This is a genomic window from Caulobacter sp. P4_E5, from assembly GCF_056401555.1.
This window is the reverse complement of sequence record NZ_JBFUJD010000043.1, coordinates 1-17,019: the sequence shown is the minus strand read 5'-3', so window position 1 is coordinate 17,019 and position 17,019 is coordinate 1. Positions and strand designations below refer to the sequence as shown.

Annotated in this window: 14 protein-coding genes and 3 pseudogenes; 5 read left to right on the top strand and 12 right to left on the bottom strand. The window is 68.2% G+C overall.

Translation table 11 applies throughout. The annotated features are described in order from the left end of the window. Positions 1-64 precede the first annotated feature (64 nt). Both AC1DSO_RS14330 and AC1DSO_RS14325 read left to right on the top strand, forming a co-directional pair. Positions 65-346, top strand: coding sequence for a type II toxin-antitoxin system RelE/ParE family toxin (locus tag AC1DSO_RS14330; RefSeq protein WP_477069453.1), 282 nt, complete (start codon positions 65-67; stop codon positions 344-346). A gap of 53 nt (positions 347-399) precedes the next feature. Continuing rightward, entirely contained in the window at positions 400-717 is a 318-nt protein-coding gene (locus tag AC1DSO_RS14325; RefSeq protein WP_477069452.1) for a HigA family addiction module antitoxin, read from the top strand. 90 nt (positions 718-807) lie between these two features. On the opposite strand, the gene AC1DSO_RS14320 is transcribed toward AC1DSO_RS14325, so the two are convergent. The 7 genes and pseudogenes from AC1DSO_RS14320 to AC1DSO_RS14290 all read right to left on the bottom strand — a co-directional run bounded on the left by AC1DSO_RS14320 (position 808) and on the right by AC1DSO_RS14290 (position 8,968). Then, on the bottom strand, positions 808-2,307 hold the full coding sequence (locus AC1DSO_RS14320; RefSeq protein ID WP_477069451.1) for a CoA-acylating methylmalonate-semialdehyde dehydrogenase: 1,500 nt from the start codon (positions 2,305-2,307) through the stop codon (positions 808-810). Between the two features lie 34 nt (positions 2,308-2,341). Beyond that, a complete protein-coding gene (gene iolB / locus AC1DSO_RS14315; protein WP_477069450.1) occupies positions 2,342-3,148 on the bottom strand; it encodes a 5-deoxy-glucuronate isomerase in 807 nt (268 codons plus the stop codon). After that, positions 3,145-3,277, bottom strand: a pseudogene (locus AC1DSO_RS14310) (hypothetical protein); the annotation flags it as partial. The gene iolB and the pseudogene AC1DSO_RS14310, both read right to left, overlap by 4 nt. Before the next feature lie 18 nt (positions 3,278-3,295). Then, positions 3,296-4,195: a myo-inosose-2 dehydratase gene (gene iolE, locus AC1DSO_RS14305; protein ID WP_477069449.1), complete on the bottom strand. Its 900-nt coding sequence runs from the start codon at positions 4,193-4,195 to the stop codon at positions 3,296-3,298. A 6-nt stretch (positions 4,196-4,201) separates the two neighbouring features. Continuing rightward, a complete protein-coding gene (gene iolD, locus AC1DSO_RS14300) occupies positions 4,202-6,046 on the bottom strand; it encodes a 3D-(3,5/4)-trihydroxycyclohexane-1,2-dione acylhydrolase (decyclizing) (RefSeq protein WP_477069448.1) in 1,845 nt (614 codons plus the stop codon). Continuing rightward, positions 6,047-7,978 carry a bifunctional 5-dehydro-2-deoxygluconokinase/5-dehydro-2-deoxyphosphogluconate aldolase gene (locus tag AC1DSO_RS14295; protein WP_477069447.1) on the bottom strand — a complete coding sequence of 644 codons (1,932 nt, stop codon included), beginning with the start codon at positions 7,976-7,978 and terminating at the stop codon, positions 6,047-6,049. It lies immediately after the preceding gene. A 114-nt stretch (positions 7,979-8,092) separates the two neighbouring features. Then, on the bottom strand, positions 8,093-8,968 hold the full coding sequence (locus AC1DSO_RS14290; RefSeq protein ID WP_477069446.1) for a MurR/RpiR family transcriptional regulator: 876 nt from the start codon (positions 8,966-8,968) through the stop codon (positions 8,093-8,095). 175 nt (positions 8,969-9,143) lie between these two features. On the opposite strand from AC1DSO_RS14290, the gene iolG reads away from it, so the two are divergent. Beyond that, entirely contained in the window at positions 9,144-10,130 is a 987-nt protein-coding gene (gene iolG / locus AC1DSO_RS14285) for an inositol 2-dehydrogenase (protein ID WP_477069445.1), read from the top strand. Between the two features lie 44 nt (positions 10,131-10,174). Here the strand turns inward: iolG and AC1DSO_RS14280 are convergent. Together AC1DSO_RS14280 and AC1DSO_RS14275 are read right to left on the bottom strand one after the other, a co-directional pair. Next, positions 10,175-10,288, bottom strand: a pseudogene (locus tag AC1DSO_RS14280) (hypothetical protein); the annotation flags it as partial. A gap of 32 nt (positions 10,289-10,320) precedes the next feature. Next, the gene (locus AC1DSO_RS14275; RefSeq protein WP_477069444.1) at positions 10,321-11,571 is read right to left on the bottom strand and encodes a histidine-type phosphatase; all 1,251 of its coding nucleotides are present in this window, start codon (positions 11,569-11,571) and stop codon (positions 10,321-10,323) included. 239 nt (positions 11,572-11,810) lie between these two features. Here AC1DSO_RS14275 and AC1DSO_RS14270 point away from each other — a divergent pair. Together AC1DSO_RS14270 and AC1DSO_RS14265 are read left to right on the top strand one after the other, a co-directional pair. Then, a pseudogene (locus AC1DSO_RS14270) lies at positions 11,811-12,839 on the top strand (phytase); the annotation flags it as partial. A 236-nt stretch (positions 12,840-13,075) separates the two neighbouring features. Beyond that, positions 13,076-15,265: a transglycosylase domain-containing protein gene (locus tag AC1DSO_RS14265; protein ID WP_477069443.1), complete on the top strand. Its 2,190-nt coding sequence runs from the start codon at positions 13,076-13,078 to the stop codon at positions 15,263-15,265. A gap of 59 nt (positions 15,266-15,324) precedes the next feature. Here the strand turns inward: AC1DSO_RS14265 and AC1DSO_RS14260 are convergent, their stop codons facing one another. From AC1DSO_RS14260 to AC1DSO_RS14250, 3 genes are all read right to left on the bottom strand, one after another. Next, positions 15,325-16,281, bottom strand: a complete 957-nt coding sequence (locus AC1DSO_RS14260) for a beta-1,6-N-acetylglucosaminyltransferase (RefSeq protein ID WP_477069442.1) — start codon at positions 16,279-16,281, stop codon at positions 15,325-15,327. Continuing rightward, positions 16,278-16,403: a hypothetical protein gene (locus AC1DSO_RS14255; protein ID WP_477069441.1), complete on the bottom strand. Its 126-nt coding sequence runs from the start codon at positions 16,401-16,403 to the stop codon at positions 16,278-16,280. Before AC1DSO_RS14255 ends, AC1DSO_RS14260 begins: the two co-directional genes overlap by 4 nt. 397 nt (positions 16,404-16,800) lie before the next feature. Further along, positions 16,801-17,019 (bottom strand): DUF1636 domain-containing protein (locus AC1DSO_RS14250; RefSeq protein WP_477069440.1); only part of this gene is annotated, 219 nt, incomplete at its 5' end.

The window sequence follows — 17,019 nt, the reverse complement described above, 5'->3', positions numbered from 1 at the left end:
AACGCGTAGCGCCAGGCACTACATAATTATTGCCAAGCGTAGCGCGAGGCGCTACATCTGACCGATGATCCAAAGCTGGAAAGACAAGCACGCGGAGGCTGTCTTCAAAGGCGAGACGCCGAAGGGGTTTCCCAGCGATCTGATCAAGGCCGCGCGCCGCCGCCTTCAAGCGCTTGATGCGGCCACGACGGTGGAGGATCTCAAAACGCCGCCTGGCAATCGCCTGCATCAACTCGCTGCTGATCGCGAGGGACAGTGGTCGATCAGCATCAACGACCAATTCCGCGTTTGCTTTGTTTGGGGACCCAGCGGTCCCGAGAACGTGGAGATCGTCGACTACCATTGAGGGTCTTGCCCTCCGCTTCCAGGGGCCGCCACCCCTCCAACTCGAGAAACGTCATGACCATCCGGGACTACACCACCTTCACGTCTCCCCTCCCCCACCCCGGGGAACATCTGCGAGAGGACTATCTTCCGGCCTTCAACATGTCGGCCGGCGCCTTGGCCAAGGCCATGGGCCTGAAGGACCGCAGCCGGATTGAGCAGCTGGTTCGGGAGCAGCGCGCCATCACGGCCGATACGGCGCTGCGCCTGGCAAAGGTGTTCGGGACGTCGCCCGAGTACTGGATGAACCTCCAGGCTCAGCACGATCTGTCGCGAGACGCCATCGCGGCCCGCGAAGCCCTGGCCAACATCAAGACCCTGGTCGCGGCTTAGGCGCAAAAAGAGGGCCCCGGACGATCTCCGCCCGAGGCCCAGTGCGCGCGCAGGAGGCGCACCGTTCGGGGAAGGACGCCCCGAAATCCGTCAGCGCATCGTCGGAATGACGAAGCTCTGGTCCAGCACCGCCCCGCCCTTGGGCCAGCGCTGGGTCACGGTCTTGGTCCGCGTGTAGAACCGCACGCCGTCAAGGCCGTACTGGTTCAAGTCGCCGAAACCCGAGCGCTTCCAGCCGCCGAAGCTGTGATAGGCGACCGGCACCGGGATCGGCACGTTGATGCCGACCATGCCCACCTCGACCTGGTCGGCGAACTCGCGGGCGGCGTCGCCGTTGCGGGTGAAGATCGCCACGCCGTTGCCGTACTGGTGGCGCGAGGCCAGGCTGACGCCCTCGGCCAGGCTCTCGGCGCGGACCATCTGCAGCACCGGGCCGAAGATCTCGTCATGGTACGAACGGCTGGTCGGCTTGACGTGGTCGAACAGGGTCGGGCCGACGAAGAAGCCGTCCTCATGGCCTTGCAGCGAAAAGCCGCGACCGTCGACCACCAGCTCAGCGCCCTCGTCGACGCCCATTTGGATGTAGCTTTCGATCCGCGCCTTGTGGGCGGCGCTGACCACCGGGCCGTAGTGGGCGTCCTGGTCGGTGCTGACGCCGACACGAAGACCGCCAATGGCCGCGACCAGCTTCTCGCGCAGGGCGATGGCGGTCTTCTCGCCGACCGGCACGACCACCGGCAGGGCCATGCAGCGTTCGCCGGCCGAGCCGTAAGCCGCGCCGATGATGTCGGCCACGGTCTGGTCGAGATCGGCGTCAGGCAGGACGACGCCGTGGTTCTTGGCCCCGCCCATGGCCTGCACGCGCTTGCCGCTCGCGCCGGCCCGCTGGAACACCGACTGGGCGATGTCCGAGCTGCCGACGAAGCTGACGGCCTTGATGTCCGGATGGTCGAGAATGGCCTCGACGCAGTCCTTGTCGCCATGGACGACGTTCAGGATGCCCGGCGGCAGGCCGGCCTCCATCAACAGCTCGGCCAGCCGCACCGGCACCGACGGATCGCGCTCGGAGGGCTTCAGGATGAAGGCGTTGCCGCAGGCGATGGCCGGGCCCATCATCCACATCGGGATCATGGCCGGGAAGTTGAACGGGGTGATGCCCGCCACCACGCCGAGGGGCTGGCGCATCGAATAGACGTCGATGCCGGGACCGGCGCCTTGCGTGTACTCGCCCTTCAGCAGGTGCGGAACTCCGCAAGCGAATTCAATGACTTCCAGGCCGCGCATGATGTCGCCCTTGGAGTCGGCGATGACCTTGCCGTGCTCGGACGACAGCAGCTCGGCCAACTCGTCCATGTGGACTTCCAGCAGGCGCTTGAACTCGAACATCACCCGGGCGCGGCGCTGCGGATTGGTCGCCGCCCAGGCCGGCTGAGCCGCCTTGGCGTTGGCGATCGCCGCATCCAGCTCCGAGGTCGAGGCCAGGGCGACGCGCGCCTGCACCTTGCCGGTGTTGGGATCGAAGACGTCACTGAGACGGCCTGACGTACCCTCGACGGCGCGGCCGCCGACGAAGTGGGGGATGCTGCGCATGACGCGCTCCTTCTGAGTGTGACGGCGCGGCCGGCTAGGCCTGACGCATGATCCAGTCGTGGGCCGGGTCGTTGCGGAAGATCCACTTCCGGTGCGGTCCGGCCATGACGTTGAGATAGTAGAGGTCGTAGCCGTGTGGGGCGCCGACCGGGTGATAGCCGCGCGGCACCATGACCACGTCGCCGTCCTGCACGCAGACCGTCTCGTCCAGGCTGCGGTCGTCGGTGTAGACGCGCTGGAAGGCGAAGCCCTGCGGCGGGTTCAGACGGTGATAGTAGGTCTCCTCCAGCGCCGTCTCCTCGCCCTCGGCGGCGGTGTCGTGCTTGTGCGGCGGATAGCTGGACCAGTGGCCGCCCGGCGTGATCACCTCGACCACCAGCAGGCCGTCGGCCGGCGCGGTCTCGGGCAGGATGTTGCGGACCAGGCGGGTGTTCGTGCCCTTGCCCCGCGTCTCGCGCGGCATGTCGGCCTCGGCGATCAGGCGGGCCTGGCCGCCCGGCTTGCCAGGGGCCGTGCAGAGAGCCAGCTCGACCTCGGACACGGCGGTCACGGCGAAGGGCGTGGCGGCCGGAACGTAGACCGCGCCCGGGGCCCGGTCCTCGAACACATTGGCGCGGCCGCCGACCTTGCCGAACGACACGCCCTCCGCATTGACCTCGGCGGTCCCGCTCATCACGACGACGCAGGTCTCGCGGGCGGGGTCGCCGCCTTCGAAGGTCTCGCCGGCCGCCAGCTTGACGACCTGGAAGCCGACGTGGGTCCAGCCGGCGGATTGGGGTGTGATTTCAAGGACGGAGCCGGAGGCGTCGGGGGCTTGTGTGCGAACCAGGAGCTTACTCATCGTTCCAGCTCCAAATCAGTGTCATCCCGGAAGCCTCGTAGAGGCTGTCCGGGACCCAGGGGCCAGCGCAGTGCGGTCGCCCCTGGGTCCCGGCTCTCCGCGCTCCGCGCTCCGGCCGGGATGACAAGGGTTGGGGGTGAAAGGGCATCACGCAGCCTCTAGCCCAGCGGCCGCAGCCTCGCGCTTCAGGGTCGCCAGGCCGATCTCGCCATACTCGCGCGGATTGGCGATGGCGGGGTCCTGTTCGGCCTCGACGATGATCCAGCCGGAATAGCCGATCTCGGCCAAGGCCTGCATCACGGCCGCGTAGTCCAGGGAGCCGTCGCCGGGCACGGTGAACATGCCGGCCAGGACGCCCTCCAGGAAGCTGCCGCCGTCCTGCGAGATGACCTTGCGGAACACCTCGCCCCGGATGTCCTTGCAATGGACGTGAGCGACGCGCTCGGGGTAGCTACGGATCACCGAGACCGGATCCAGCCCGCCCAGGGCCGCGTGGCCCGTATCGACGGTCAGGCCGACCGAAGGACCGGTATTGGCCAGGAAGGCTTCCAGGTCTTCGGGCCGCTCGACCACGGTGCCCAGATGGTGGTGATAGGCGAACTTCAGGCCCTGGGCGGCGATGTAGTCGGCCACCTTGGTCAGGCGCGCGCCGAACTCCTTCCAACCGTCGGCGTCGAGACGCGGGGTCGCCGACAGGGCCTTGGTCTTGTCGCCGTGAATGGCGTTGCTGGTCTCGGCGTGGACGAAGACGGTGCAGCCCATGGCCTTCAGCAGGCTGAGGTGCGGCTGCAGCGCCGCGATCTCGTCGTCGGCCGACTGGACCAGCAGGTTGCCGCTGTACCAGCCGCCCACGAGGCTGAGGTCGTAGCGGTCCAGCAGCGGCTTCAGCACCGCCGGGTCGCGCGGGAACACGCCGCCCAGTTCGACGCCTTCGAAGCCGATCGCCTGGCAGTCGGCCAGCACGCTCTCCAGCGGGGTGTCGCCGCCCAGTTCGGGCATGTCGTCATTGATCCAGGCGATGGGGCTCACGCCGAAACGGATGGTCATGGGCGTCTAGTCTCCCGTACGCTGCTGCTTGATCTTGTTGTCATAGTCGGCGCGGGCCGCGTTCACCGTCGGCCGCACCGAGACTTCCGGCACCGCCACGTCCCACCAGGCGCCGCCCTCGGTGGTTGGCATGGGGTCGGTGTCGATCACCACCACATAGGTCCGGTCGCTGGCCTTGGCGCGCTCCAGCGCGGCTTCCAGCTCGGCCAGGCTGGCCACCTTCTCCGATCGCGCGCCCAGGCTGGCGGCATGGGCGGCGAAGTCGATGTCGGGCAGGGTCTGGTGGACCGTGTCGGCCAGCAGGTTGTTGAACGCCGCCCCGCCGGTCGCCGCCTGCAGGCGGTTGATGCAGCCATAGCCCCGGTTGTCGAGGACGGTGACGATCAGCTTGGTCCCCAGCATCACCGAGGTGGCCAGCTCGGAATTCAGCATCAGATAGCTGCCGTCGCCGACCATCACGTGGACCTCGCGGTCCGGCGCGGCCATCTTCACGCCCACGGCGCCGGCGATCTCATACCCCATGCACGAGAAGCCGTACTCGACGTGGTAGCCGCCGGGTGCGCGGGTGCGCCACAGCTTGTGCAGCTCGCCCGGCAGGCCGCCGGCGGCGCAGACCACCACGCTGTCCTCGGACGAGGCCCGCCACACCGCGCCCAGCACCTGGGCGTCGGTCGGCAGCGGTCGGTTGTCGGCCTTGGTCGCGTCGTCGAAGATCGTGTTCCAGCCGGCGACACGGCCGGTGGCCTTCTCGGTCCAGGCGTTGGGCGCGCGCCAGCCGTTCAGGGCTTCGGACAAGGCCTCGACCACCGCCAGCGCGTCGCCGACCACGGCTGACGCGCCATGCTTGTGGGCGTCGTGCGGGGCGACATTGATCTGGACCAGCTTACGGCCCTCGGCGCCGAACAGGGCGCGCGAGCCGGTGGTGAAGTCCTGAAGACGCGTGCCGACGCCGATGACCAGGTCGGCCTCCTCGGCCGCCGCCACCGAGGCGGTGGCGCCGGTGACGCCGATAGCGCCGAGATTCAGCGGGTGATCCCAGGCCAGGCTCCCCTTCCCGCCTTGGGTCTCGGCGACCGGCAGGCCGGCGGCGGAGGCCAGGGCGGCCAGGGCAACCTCGGCGCGGGCGTAGAGCACCCCGCCGCCGGCCACCACCAGCGGCTTCTTGGCCGCCTTGATCAGGGAAACGAGGTCGGCCAGGTCGCGCGGATCGGGACGCGGGGCGCGGATGCGCCAGACGCGCTTGGCGAAGAAGGCTTGCGGATAGTCGAAGGCTTCGGCCTGGACGTCCTGACAGAAGGCCAGGGTCGCGGGGCCGCAAGTCACCGGATCCAGCATGGTCGCCAGGGCGCGTGGCAGGGCGTCCAGGATCTGCTCAGGCCGGACGATGCGGTCGAAATAGCGGGAGACCGGCTTGAAGCAGTCGTTGGCGCTGATCGTCCCGTCGCCGAAGTCCTCCACCTGCTGCAAGACCGGGTCCGGACGCCGGCTGGCGTAGACGTCGCCGGGCAGGAACAGCACCGGCAGGCGGTTCACATGCGCCAGGGCGGCGGCCGTGACCATGTTGGTCGCGCCGGGGCCGATCGAGGTGGTGCAGACCATGGCCCGCTCGCGCCGCGACTGCTTGGCGAAGGCGATGGCCGCGTGGGCCATGCCCTGCTCGTTGTGCGCACGCCAGGTCGGCAGCACGTCGCGGACGCCGTGCAGCGCCTCGCCCAGGCCGGCGACATTGCCGTGGCCGAAGATCGCCCAAACCCCGGCGAAATACGGGACCTCCCCTTCCCCGGTCTCGACATGTTGGGCGCAGAGCCAGCGGACGGTCGCCTGGGCGGCGGTGAGACGAACGGTAGCCATTTAAGCGGCCTTCTCCACGGAGCCCCGGAGGCGACGCCAGGCGTCGACCAGCACCTTGAACTTGGCGGCCAGGGCGGCGACCGCCGCCTCGTCGTCGATCCGGTTGGCCAGCCATTCGCGGGCGACATCGTAGAAGATGGTGCGGCCGACGGCGAAACCCTTGACGATCGGGAACGGCGCGACGACCTCGAACGAGGCCAGCAGCTCGGCCTCCGGCGCCGACAGGCCCAGCAGCACGACGCCCCGGCACAGCGGATCGTTCTCGTTGACGGCGGCCTCGATCTCGCGCCAGGCGGCAGGGTCGGTCAGCGGCTCCAGCTTCCACCAGTCCGGGCGGATGCCCAGGGCGTAGAGCCGGCGGATGCCGCGGGCCACGGTCTGGCTGTCGCTTTCCATGCCGCGCGGCAGGATCAGCTCCAGCAGCAGCTCATGGCGGGTCTTGCGGCAGGCGTCGAACAGGCGGAGCAGCTGGCGCTCCTGGCGTTCGCGCAGCTCGACCTCGTCATCGGGGTGATAGAAGGCCAGGCACTTGACGACCTGGTTCAGCGGCCACTCGGCCAGCTCCGTCGCCACGTCGGCCGAACTCTCGAACTCCAGCGGCCGCGACTTCGGCAGTTCGATCGGGCGGGCGATCCAATAGTCGTGCTCGGCCGCCTGGGCCAGGGCCTCGAACCCGAAACGGCCGTCCAGCAACATGCCAAAGCGGCGCTCGTCGTCGCCCGCCACCGCCTGCACGGCGCGCAGGGCCAGGGTCTTGAAATGCGGGATCCGTTCGAGGTCCCCGCCGGTCTCGGCGATCAGGTCCTCGAACTGGCTGCGGTGATCGATGGCCAGGACGGTCAGCTCGTCATAGACGTGCTCGCGGGTCGTGGCCCAGTGGATGTGCTCCAGCTCGAGATCCTCGCGCAGGCGGAACGGCCGTTCGCGTTCGCTCAGGAAGGCTTCCAGCTCGACCCAGGTCGGCATGGCCGGCGTGCAGCCGTGCCGCGAGACGACGATGGCCCCGCAGGCGTTGCCCCATTCGCAACACGTCTCGACGGGCTCGCCACGCAGCCAGCCGCGCAGGAAGCCGGCCATGAAGGCGTCGCCCGCCCCCAGCACGTTGAACACCTCGACCTTGAAGCCGCGCGCGCTGACGCCCTCGTCCAGGCTGCCCGGGATCGCGCCCGGGAAGGCCACGCAGCCGTCGGGGCCGCGCTTGCAGACCAGCAGGGCGTCCGGCGCGCCCTTCCGGATCGCGCGCAGGGCCGCGATGGTGTCGGTCGAGCCGCCCAGGATGTGGATCTCTTCTTCGGTGCCAACGATCAGGTCGCAGAGGGCCACGACCTCCTGCAGCTTGGCGGTGACCTGCTGGTTCTCGACGAAGCGGTTCTCGCCGGCGTCCTTGCCGGTCAGGCCCCACAGCACCGGACGGTAGTCGATGTCGAAGGCCACGCGGCCGCCGGCCGCCTTGACGGCCTTGGCGGCTTTCAGGCTGGTCTCGTAGACGTTCGGTTGCGACAGGTGGGTGCCGTTGATCAGCACCGCCCCGGCCTGGGCGAACCAGGCCTCGTCGACGTCCGATGGCTCCAGCGCCATGTCGGCGCAGTTCTCGCGATAGAAGATCAGCGGGAAGTTCACCCGGTCGCGGATGCCCAGGATCACCAGGGCCGTCAGGCGGTCGGGATCGGACAGCACGCCGGCGACGTCGACGCCCTCGCGTTGCAGCTGTTCGCGGATGAACCGGCCCATGTGGTCGGCGCCGACCCGGGTCAGCAGGCCAGTCTTCAGCCCCAGGCGCGCGCCGCCCGCGGCGGTGTTGGTCGGGCTGCCGCCCAGATACTTGGAGAAGGACCCCATATCCTCCAGCCGCCCGCCCACCTGCTGACCGTAGAGGTCGACGCTGGATCGGCCCACGGCGATCAGATCAAGGGTCTTTGCGTCCTGGGCCATGCGGTTCCACGTCACTCTCGGGCCGGCTCCCCACCGGCAATATGTAACGCATATTCCAAACCTAGAACGCTTGCAACATCCATTTCATTTTCGATCTGGGATGGAATGGACGGTTCACCCGCCCCTCTTTGGCCGCTTCTTTTCCTTGCTTGCCTCGAACGCGAAACTGATCACCAGCGCCTGGGCCAGGCAGATGGAAGCGGCCAGCGAGCGGAAGGTCCGCACCTCGGATTCGCGCACGTGCAGCACCAGTTCGGCCGGCTTGGCGATCGGGCTGACCAGGCTGTCGCTAATCGACAGGATCTTGGCGCCACGCTGGGTGGCCATCTCGACCGCCTGCACCGTTTCCTCCGCATAGGGGTGGTAGCTGACGGCGATCAGCAGGTCGCGCGGACCGATGGTCTGGACCTGCTGCTTGGTCAGGCCGGCCACGCCGTCGATGAACAGGGTGCGCTTGTTCACCTGCTGCAGCGAATAGGCCAGGTAGGAAGCGACCGGGAACGAGCGGCGGAACCCGATCACATAGACGGTCTCGGCCCGGTCGATCAGCGACACCGCGTCCTTCATGTCGGCTTCGCTGACGGTCTGCCCCAGGTTCTGCAGGGCCAAGGTGTTGCCCTCAACGAACTCGCTCAGCACGTCGGCCCCGCCCTCGGGCTTGCGGGCGACGGCCTCGTTGAAGTGCCGCACGCGCTCGCCATAGCCCAGGCCCGCATGGCCCGACAGCAGGCCGTCGCGGAACAGCCGCTGCATCTGGCTGGCGCCGGGATAACCAAAGGTCTTGGCGAAGCGGACGATGGCCGAGGGCTGCACGCCGCAACGCTCGGAAATCACCGCCAGGGTCTCCAGCGCCAGCTCATTGGGCTCGTCCAGCACATAGCGAGCGATCTGCTGCAACCGCTTGCTCAGCGACTCGTAGCGGTCGAGGATCGCCGCGCGCAGCTCCTCGGCCGTGGTCGGCGCGCTCGCCGCCGTGGTCTGTTCGGTCATTTCCGCCCCGGTATGATCACTTCAGGTTTAGAATATCCATTCCGCGCGCGAACACAAACACGACTGGAAGCGCTTCTTCATTCCACTTTCCATCTGGAAGGAATTTTTATTCCATACTACAGGGAAAGCAACGCGGCCGCCGGGTCCTGCGGCGCGACACGGCATTAGGGTTCCCATGCACGACATCGCCATTTTGGGCGCCGGCCGCATCGGCCGCATCCACGCCAAGAACGTCGCCGGCCAGCCCGGCTTGCGCCTGAAATACGTGGTCGATCCGGTCGCCGCGGCCGCCGACGGCCTGGCCGCCGAGACCGGCGCCACCGTGGTCGATCTCGACACCGCCCTGAACGATCCGGCCGTGGCCGGCGTCATCGTCGCCAGCTCGACCGACACCCACCTCGACTACAGCCTGAAGGCCATCGCGGCCGGCAAGGCGGTGTTCTGCGAAAAGCCGATCGACCAGGACCTGGCCCGCGCCCGCTCGGCGGCCGGCGAACTGGGCGGCAAAGGCGTGAAGCTGTTCCTGGGCTTCAACCGCCGCTTCGATCCGAACTTCCAGGGCTTGAAGGCGCGGCTGTCGTCCGGCGTGGTCGGCGCGCTGGAGACCGTGCACATCACCAGCCACGATCCGGCCCCGCCGCCGGTCGCTTACGTCAAGGTGTCGGGCGGCCTGTTCAAGGACATGGCCATCCACGACTTCGACATGGCCCGCTGGCTGCTCGACGAGCCGGTGACCGAGGTGTTCGCGGCCGCCAGCTGCCTGGTTGATCCGGCGATCGGCGAGGCCGGCGACATCGACACCGCCAAGATCCTGCTGCGCACCGCCTCGGGCAAGATCTGCATGATCAGCAACAGCCGCCGCAGCGGCTATGGCTATGATCAGCGTATCGAGGCCTTCGGCGCCAAGGGCCTGGTTCGGGCCGACAACGTCATGGAAAGCACCGTTTCGGTCTGGAACGAGGCCGGCGCGGCCACCGACGCGTTCCAGAACTTCTTCCTCGACCGCTACGCCGAGGCCTATCGCCGCGAGATGGCGCACTTCGCCGAGATCATCCGCGGCGAGGCCCTGCCCTCCGTCGGCTATGTCGACGGCGTCGAAGCCCTGGCCCTGGCCGAGGCCGCGGGCCAATCGGCTAAGACCGGGCAGGTGGTGAAGCTGTAGGCGCCGCAATCCGTTGAAGCTTCGAGGTCACCGTGATCTCGAAGCTACAAATCCGTGTCATCCCGGAAGCCTCGCAGAGGCTGTCCGGGACCCAGGGGCCGGCGCAGTGCGGTTGCCCCTGGGTCYCGGCTCTCCGCTACGCTGCGGCCGGGATGACACTGATAATCCGCTGCTTGATTGAATCTGAGCCCTAGCGCGGAGCCGGGCTCTTCAGCTTGCCGTCGACGATCTTCTGGAAGGTCTCGAGCGGGCACAGGGTCGGCTCACCCGCCACGCCGCAGCCCGGGATCGGGAAGTAGGCAAAGGCCGGCGGGTTGCTGGCGGTCAACGGTTGCAGCGCGCGCAGTTGGTCCATGCTCTGGGCGGTGTAGAAGGCCCGGACATAGGCCTTGCCGCCGGCGTCCTTCAGCAGCTCGAAGCCCATGGCCCCGCCGGGCGGCGGATCGTCCCGGGGATAGTCGGCGGCTGTAAAGTGCGCGCCGAGGAAGCCGCGCAGGGCCGCGATATTGGTGTCGTGGCCGACCAGCAGGGTCAGCTTGCCGCCCGTGCCCTCGGCGCCGCTCAGGGCCGCCAGCACTTCCTTGGCGATCGGCGCGGCGTAGCGCTCGGCGATATAGGGCGCGCCGACCTCGTAGTGGAACTTCACCGGGTGGAAGCGCAGCATGGCCTGGATGTCGGCCTTGGAGGCGCGGCCCCAGCCGACCTCGGCCATCGGCTTGCCCTCGACATATTCCAGCAGGATCGTCTGGCCCGCCGTCGAGGCGACCGACAACGCGCCTTCCAGGTCGGGCGTATCGCCCGGATTAGCGTTCAGGTGCGACGGCTTGGCCGCGACGCCGCAGCCGGCCTTAGTGGCCGGGTCGCAGCCCAGCACGCGCTGCAGGACGGCGAAGTCCCGGGCGTGGACGCGGGCTTCGGCCGCGACGCCGGGTTTCTGGCGCTGGGCGGCCTTCAGCGCCACGTCGCCATCGATCCCCTCGGCCGGATGGAAGATCGGGTCGTTCTCCTCGCTGTCCGGGTGGGCGACCTTCAAGCCGCAGCCGGGCTGCAGGCCATCGACGAACATCTCGGCCGTCTTGATGGCCCGCGACTTGCCGCTGGCCCAGGCGACGATGTCGCCGGACGCCGCGCAGCCGTCACGCGGCAGCAGGCCGCGCGCGCCCAGGAAGGTGCGGTAGTAGGCGCCCATCAGCCGCGCGCCCTCGCCACCGTGCGGGGTCAGGTCGCCATAGGGGGTGGTCCAGGTTCCCCAGGGCTGGACGGTCGTGCCCGGGGGCGTGGCCGGGCTCTTGGTCGGCGGCCGGACGCTGTGGCGCATGACCATGACCATGCGTTCGAGCTTGAGCCCCTCGGTCGGGCCACCCGGGCGCGCCGCCTGCGCCGTTCCCGCCAGCAGCGGGACCATCGCCGCCGTCATCAAGGCGTTTCGAAGCCTCTTCATAGACATCTCCCCGTGAGCCACTGCTTGTGCGCGGCTATTTCATTGCCGACGACGATATGAATGGATTTTCTATTTTGCAATAGGAATGGAATTTTTCTTCAGATGCCGTGTTGTGTCAGCGGGACGTCAGCCAACCGCGTCTAGGTCGGATCCGAGACGCAAACGTGACAACAGGGACGCCCGTCATGATCAAGCTGAACCTCGCCGCCGGCCTGCTGGCCCTGATGACCGCCGCGCCGGCCCTGGCCCAGACGCCCCCCTCCCAGACCGTCGAGATCGCCGCGCCTGGGGTGGCGCTGGTCCAGCCGACGATGGAGACCGAACCGGTCGATCACGAAGGCGACGCCGCCGACGATCCGGCGATCTGGGTCCATCCGAGCGATCCGGCCAAGAGCGCCATCATCGCCACCGACAAGAAGGGCGGCATGCTGGTCTACGATCTGTCGGGCAAGCGGCTGCAATACCTGCCCGACGGCCGGATGAACAATGTCGACCTGCGTGGCGGCTTCAAGCTGGGCGGCAAGCGCGTGACCCTGGTCGCCGCCAGTGACCGCACCCGCAAGGCCATCGCCCTCTACACGATCGATCCCGAGACCCGCCAACTGACCAGCGTCGCCGACGGCGTCCAGGCCACCGGCCTCTCCGATCCCTATGGCCTGTGCCTGTACCGCGACCGCAAGGGCGGGACGTTCGTGTTCGTCGGCGATCCCCAGGGCCTGGTCCGTCAGTGGAAACTGGTCGCCACCCCGGCCGGCAAGGTCCGGGCCCAGGCCGTGCGCGACATCAGGTTCGACACCCAGACCGAAGGCTGCGTCGCCGACGACGTCACCGGCGCCCTCTATGTCGCCGAAGAGGACGTGGCGCTGTGGAAGCTGGGCGCGGACGCCAAGGCCGGCTCGGCGAAGAAGGCGATCGCCCGTGTGGCCGACAATCCCGCCCTGAAGGACGATTTGGAGGGCGTCGGTCTCTACGCCCAGCCGGGCGGCAAGGGCTATCTGGTCGTCTCCAGCCAGGGCAACAACAGCTACGCCGTGTTCCGGCGCGAGGGCGACAACGCCTATGTCGGCAGCTTCGGGGTGACGGCCAACGAGGCCGGGATCGACGGGATCTCCGGGACCGACGGCCTGGACGTGGCCAGYGCCTCGCTGGGCGCGGGCCTGGAGGGCGGCGCCTTCGTGGCCCAGGACGACGACAACGCCGCTCCGCCCCAGCGCCAGAATTTCAAGCTGGTCCCATGGTCGGCGATCGCCGCCAAGCTGAAGCCCTAGCGAAGGCGCAAAAGAAAAGCCCGGCCAAACGGCCGGGCTGAAAAGGTGGGGAGGAAACGCCCCAGGAAAGGGCAGAGGCCGCTGGCCTCACGAGGTAGGAGTTATGATCGGTCCGTGGCGGTTCAAGGGCGGCATCTGAAAAAACTTCCTTTTCAGCGCGCTTGGTTTGCCGGGACCGTATGGTAATGAGCGCGCTCGACGAGTGAGGGCCTGCGCCCGAAGCGAGCGCCAAGCCCATGTCCGATCCCATCGATCCCAAAGACACCGCTCCCGAGACGCCGGCCGCGCCCAAGCCGCGAAAGCCCCGGAAGCCTCGCGCCCGGACGGTGATGACCGAGGCGGCCGGACTGGACGAGACCTCCTCCGCGATCGCCGCGGCCGAGACGCCCGCGCCGGACGCCGAAGCCGCGTCCGAGCCCGTCGCCGAACCCGAGGTCCTGCCGGAAGAGCCCGCCCCCGAGGCCGCCGAAACCGAGCTGCCCGAGGCGGTCGAAGCCGTGCCGGAAGCCGCCCTCTCCCCGGCCGAACCGGTCAAGCCAGCCAAGCCGCCGATCTGGAAGCGTCCCGCCTGGCTGATCGGCGCGGCCGCCGCCGTCGTGCTGGTCGTGGTGCTGGTCGCCTCGCTGTTCTGGTCGCTGCCGCTGAGCCGGGCGCTGGAGCCGCTGACCAACTCGGCCATCGTGCTGGTGGCCGAGGACGGCTCGCCGATCGCCCGCCGGGGTTCGTACAAGGAAGCGCCGATCGACGTGGCCAAGCTGCCGGCCTATGTGCCCGGTGCCTTCATCGCCATCGAGGACCGCCGCTTCTACAGCCACATGGGCGTCGACCCCAAGGCGATCGCCCGCGCCGTGGGCAAGAACGCCAAGGCCGGCGGCGTCTCGGAGGGCGGCTCGACCATCACCCAGCAGCTGGCCAAGAACGCCTTCCTCAGCAGCGACCGCAACCTTCGTCGTAAAGCTCAAGAAGCGATGATCGCCGTCTATCTGGAAGCGCGGCTCAGCAAGACCCAGATCCTGTCGCGCTACCTGTCGTCGGTCTATTTCGGCGACGGCGCCTTTGGCCTGCGCGCCGCGGCCCGCCACTATTTCGGCAAGCAGCCCGAGCAGCTGTCGATCGGCGAGGCCGCCATGCTGGCCGGCCTGGTCAAGGCCCCATCCCGCCTGGCCCCGACCAACAACATCGACGGCGCCCGTGAGCGGATGCGCGTGGTGCTCGGCGCCATGGTCGAGACCGGCACGATCACCCAGGCCCAGGCCGACGCGGTCGGCGAAGTCTCGGCCGTCGAGAACCCGGACAAGCTGCCGACCGGCTCCTACTTCGCCGACTGGGCCCTGCCCCAGGCCCGCGCCACCATCGGCGCCCGCTACGGCGAGACGATCGTCAAGACCACCCTGGATCCGAAGCTGCAGGAAAAGGCCGAGCGGATCCTCAACGATTTCATCGAACGCGACGGCAAGGTCCTGAACATCACCCAGGGCGCCCTGGTGGCCATGCGCAAGGACGGCCGCGTCGTCGCCATGGTCGGCGGCCGGGACTACAGGACCAGCCAGTTCAACCGCGCCGACGGCGAGCGCCAGCCGGGCTCGTCGTTCAAGCTGTTCGTCTATCTGGCCGCCCTGCGCGAGGGCATGACCACGACATCGCCGATCCTCGACACCCCGGTGCAGGTCAGCGGCTACATGCCCAAGAACCACGAGGGCAAGTATCGTGACCGCGAGATCCCGCTGATCAGCGCCTTCGCCGCCTCGTCGAACGTCGCCGCCGTGCGCCTGGCCCACGACCTGGGCCCGGCCAAGGTGATCAAGGTCGCCCGCGACCTGGGCGTCACCGAGAAGATCCCCACCGACCTGACCATGGCCTTGGGCACCGGCTCGATGAGCCTGACGCGCCTGACGGCGGCCTACGCCTCGGTCGCGGCGGGGGAATATCCGATCGTCCCGCACGCCTTGGACACCTTCAAGAAGCCGAAGACCACCGCCTACGACCCCAAGGTGCTGCTGGGCATGCGTGACCTGCTGCGCTCGGCCAMCCACCGCGGCACGGGCCTGGAGGCGGCCATCGCCGGCGCCTATGGCAAGACCGGCACCACCCAGGACTATCACGACGCTCTGTTCGTCGGTTACGTCGACGACCTGGTGGTCGGGGTCTGGGTCGGCAACGACGACAACAGCTCGATGAATGGCGTGGTCGGCGGCGGCGAGCCCGCCAAGATCTGGAAGGCCTTCATGCTCTCGGCCCTGGGCCGCAGCGTCGCCGCCCCGGTCGAGGAGGATCCGCTGGAGGACCTGGGCCTGCCGCTGGAAGGTGAGATCGGCCCCGACGGCCTGCCCCTGGCCCCGCTGACGCCGGTCCCGGCCGAACCGACGCCGGAGCCGGCCAACAGCGGCGTGCCGGTGCCGCCGCCGCCGCCGGAGCCGAGGCCCTAGGCTTCGCGAACAATCCGAGACGCCGCCAAAGCGCGGGCGACGTCTCGATGTCTGTGAGCCTAGGCAACGACCTTCAGCTCGGACGCCGGAACGCCCCCGAGGACGCCCAGATTGGGCCCTTCGGCGGGATTGGCGACATCCGACGCGCCAAGATGGGCTTCGAGGATGTCGAGGATCCGAGAGTCTTCCTCGGCGTCGAACTTCCGCGCGAACAGGGCGGGGCTCTCCGTCAACGCGACGGCGTCCTCGGTCCTGAACGTTCGAGGGCGCAGCTTGATGTCGCCGTCGGGAACCCAGTCGATCATTCGCAGGTCGTCATTGACGATCTCGCCATGCTCGGCGGTGTTCATCATCACGGTCTGGAAGAACCCTTCGTCGGCGATGAAGGTGTTTCGATAGAAGCTCTTGTATCGATCGACCGAAGGGTCGTGGCAGACGAACCGGCAGAACCGCCGGCTGACGATCTTCCACTGATTGCCGATGTACGGCGTCGCCCCATCGAGGAAGAGCCGGGTCGCCAGGGAATCGACGATGCGATCCTTGAGCTCGACCACGTGCTTGAGCACGCGCCCCATGGTGTCGGGGCGAAGCGCGGCCTGGTCCAGGACGCGGATGAACTCCTGGCCCCGACGCGCGCCCAGAAAGTCGCGAATATGGGCCTGGGTGGCGAGGGGGAAATCCTGGCCGCTGAGGTTGATGAAGAACTCCCAGTCCTCGCCCATCTCCAGAAGGCGCTCAATGCCGCGCAGCTCGGCGTCGACGAGGCTGTAGCCGCCCCAGAGCGCCCGCTTGCTCTCCAGCATGGCGGCGTTGGGATAGTCGGCCAGAAACGCGCCGATCTCCGCCTGGAGGGCCGGGCCGGAATTCTTGTCGACGTGGATCAGGTAGGTGTTGTCGGCGTCGTGGATCGCCTTGAACAGCCGCTTGAACTGCTCCGGATAGCGATGGACGAGCAGAAAGTACGCGATCTTGGCGGGCGATGAAGGCTGCCGGTCGAGCCGTACCGGATTGATCAAGACTTCGTACCCCGCAGGGCGTCGGGATCGATCGGGCGAGGCCGGATCGGCTGGCCGCCCGTGGACCGAGGATCGTTCAGACCCTTCGGACCGGAGGGGCGCGTGCCCGGATAGGTTTTCATCGTGGTGGCCTTTCGTCGGACGCGCCGTGCTGCGGCGCTCAGTCGTCGAAGGCTGGAGCGCTATTTCTTGCGGGCGGCGAGCGTCTGGATCGTCATGGCGGGCGCCGCGGCGATCACCTTGGGCTTCACGGTCTTGGGTTTGCGGACTTCGCGATTGCCTTTGGACAATAGGCTTCCTTTTTCTGGTGAGACCGCTCACGAGCGCCAGCCATCGCCCAGCGCGAGCCGGACGACGAGAAGGATAAGTTCGTGAAAGGGTCGAACGCCCAAATGGGGCGGAGATCTCTCGCCAGGAGGGCGAGTCGATCCATCTTTGGCGCGACTGAGCGCCTTGCCAAAGGGCTTACCACATCCGGACGTGGAGCGGGGAAATCATATTGGCGGCGGGCCATCCCTCCTACTCCCCCACTAGCCGCCCCGCCGGCGGCACGCGGACGATGAAGTGGCCTTTCACGCCCTCCGGCCATTGGCGGTAGGGCACCACGCCCTCGTCGCTGGCGGCATAGGCCATCGCGTAGTCCAGGATCGCCCGCGCCGCCTCGGCCGTCGGCTCGAACCGGCCCAGCACGTAGCCGATCTTGCCCGGGGCGCGCAGGTGGATCGAGCAGTGCTGGGC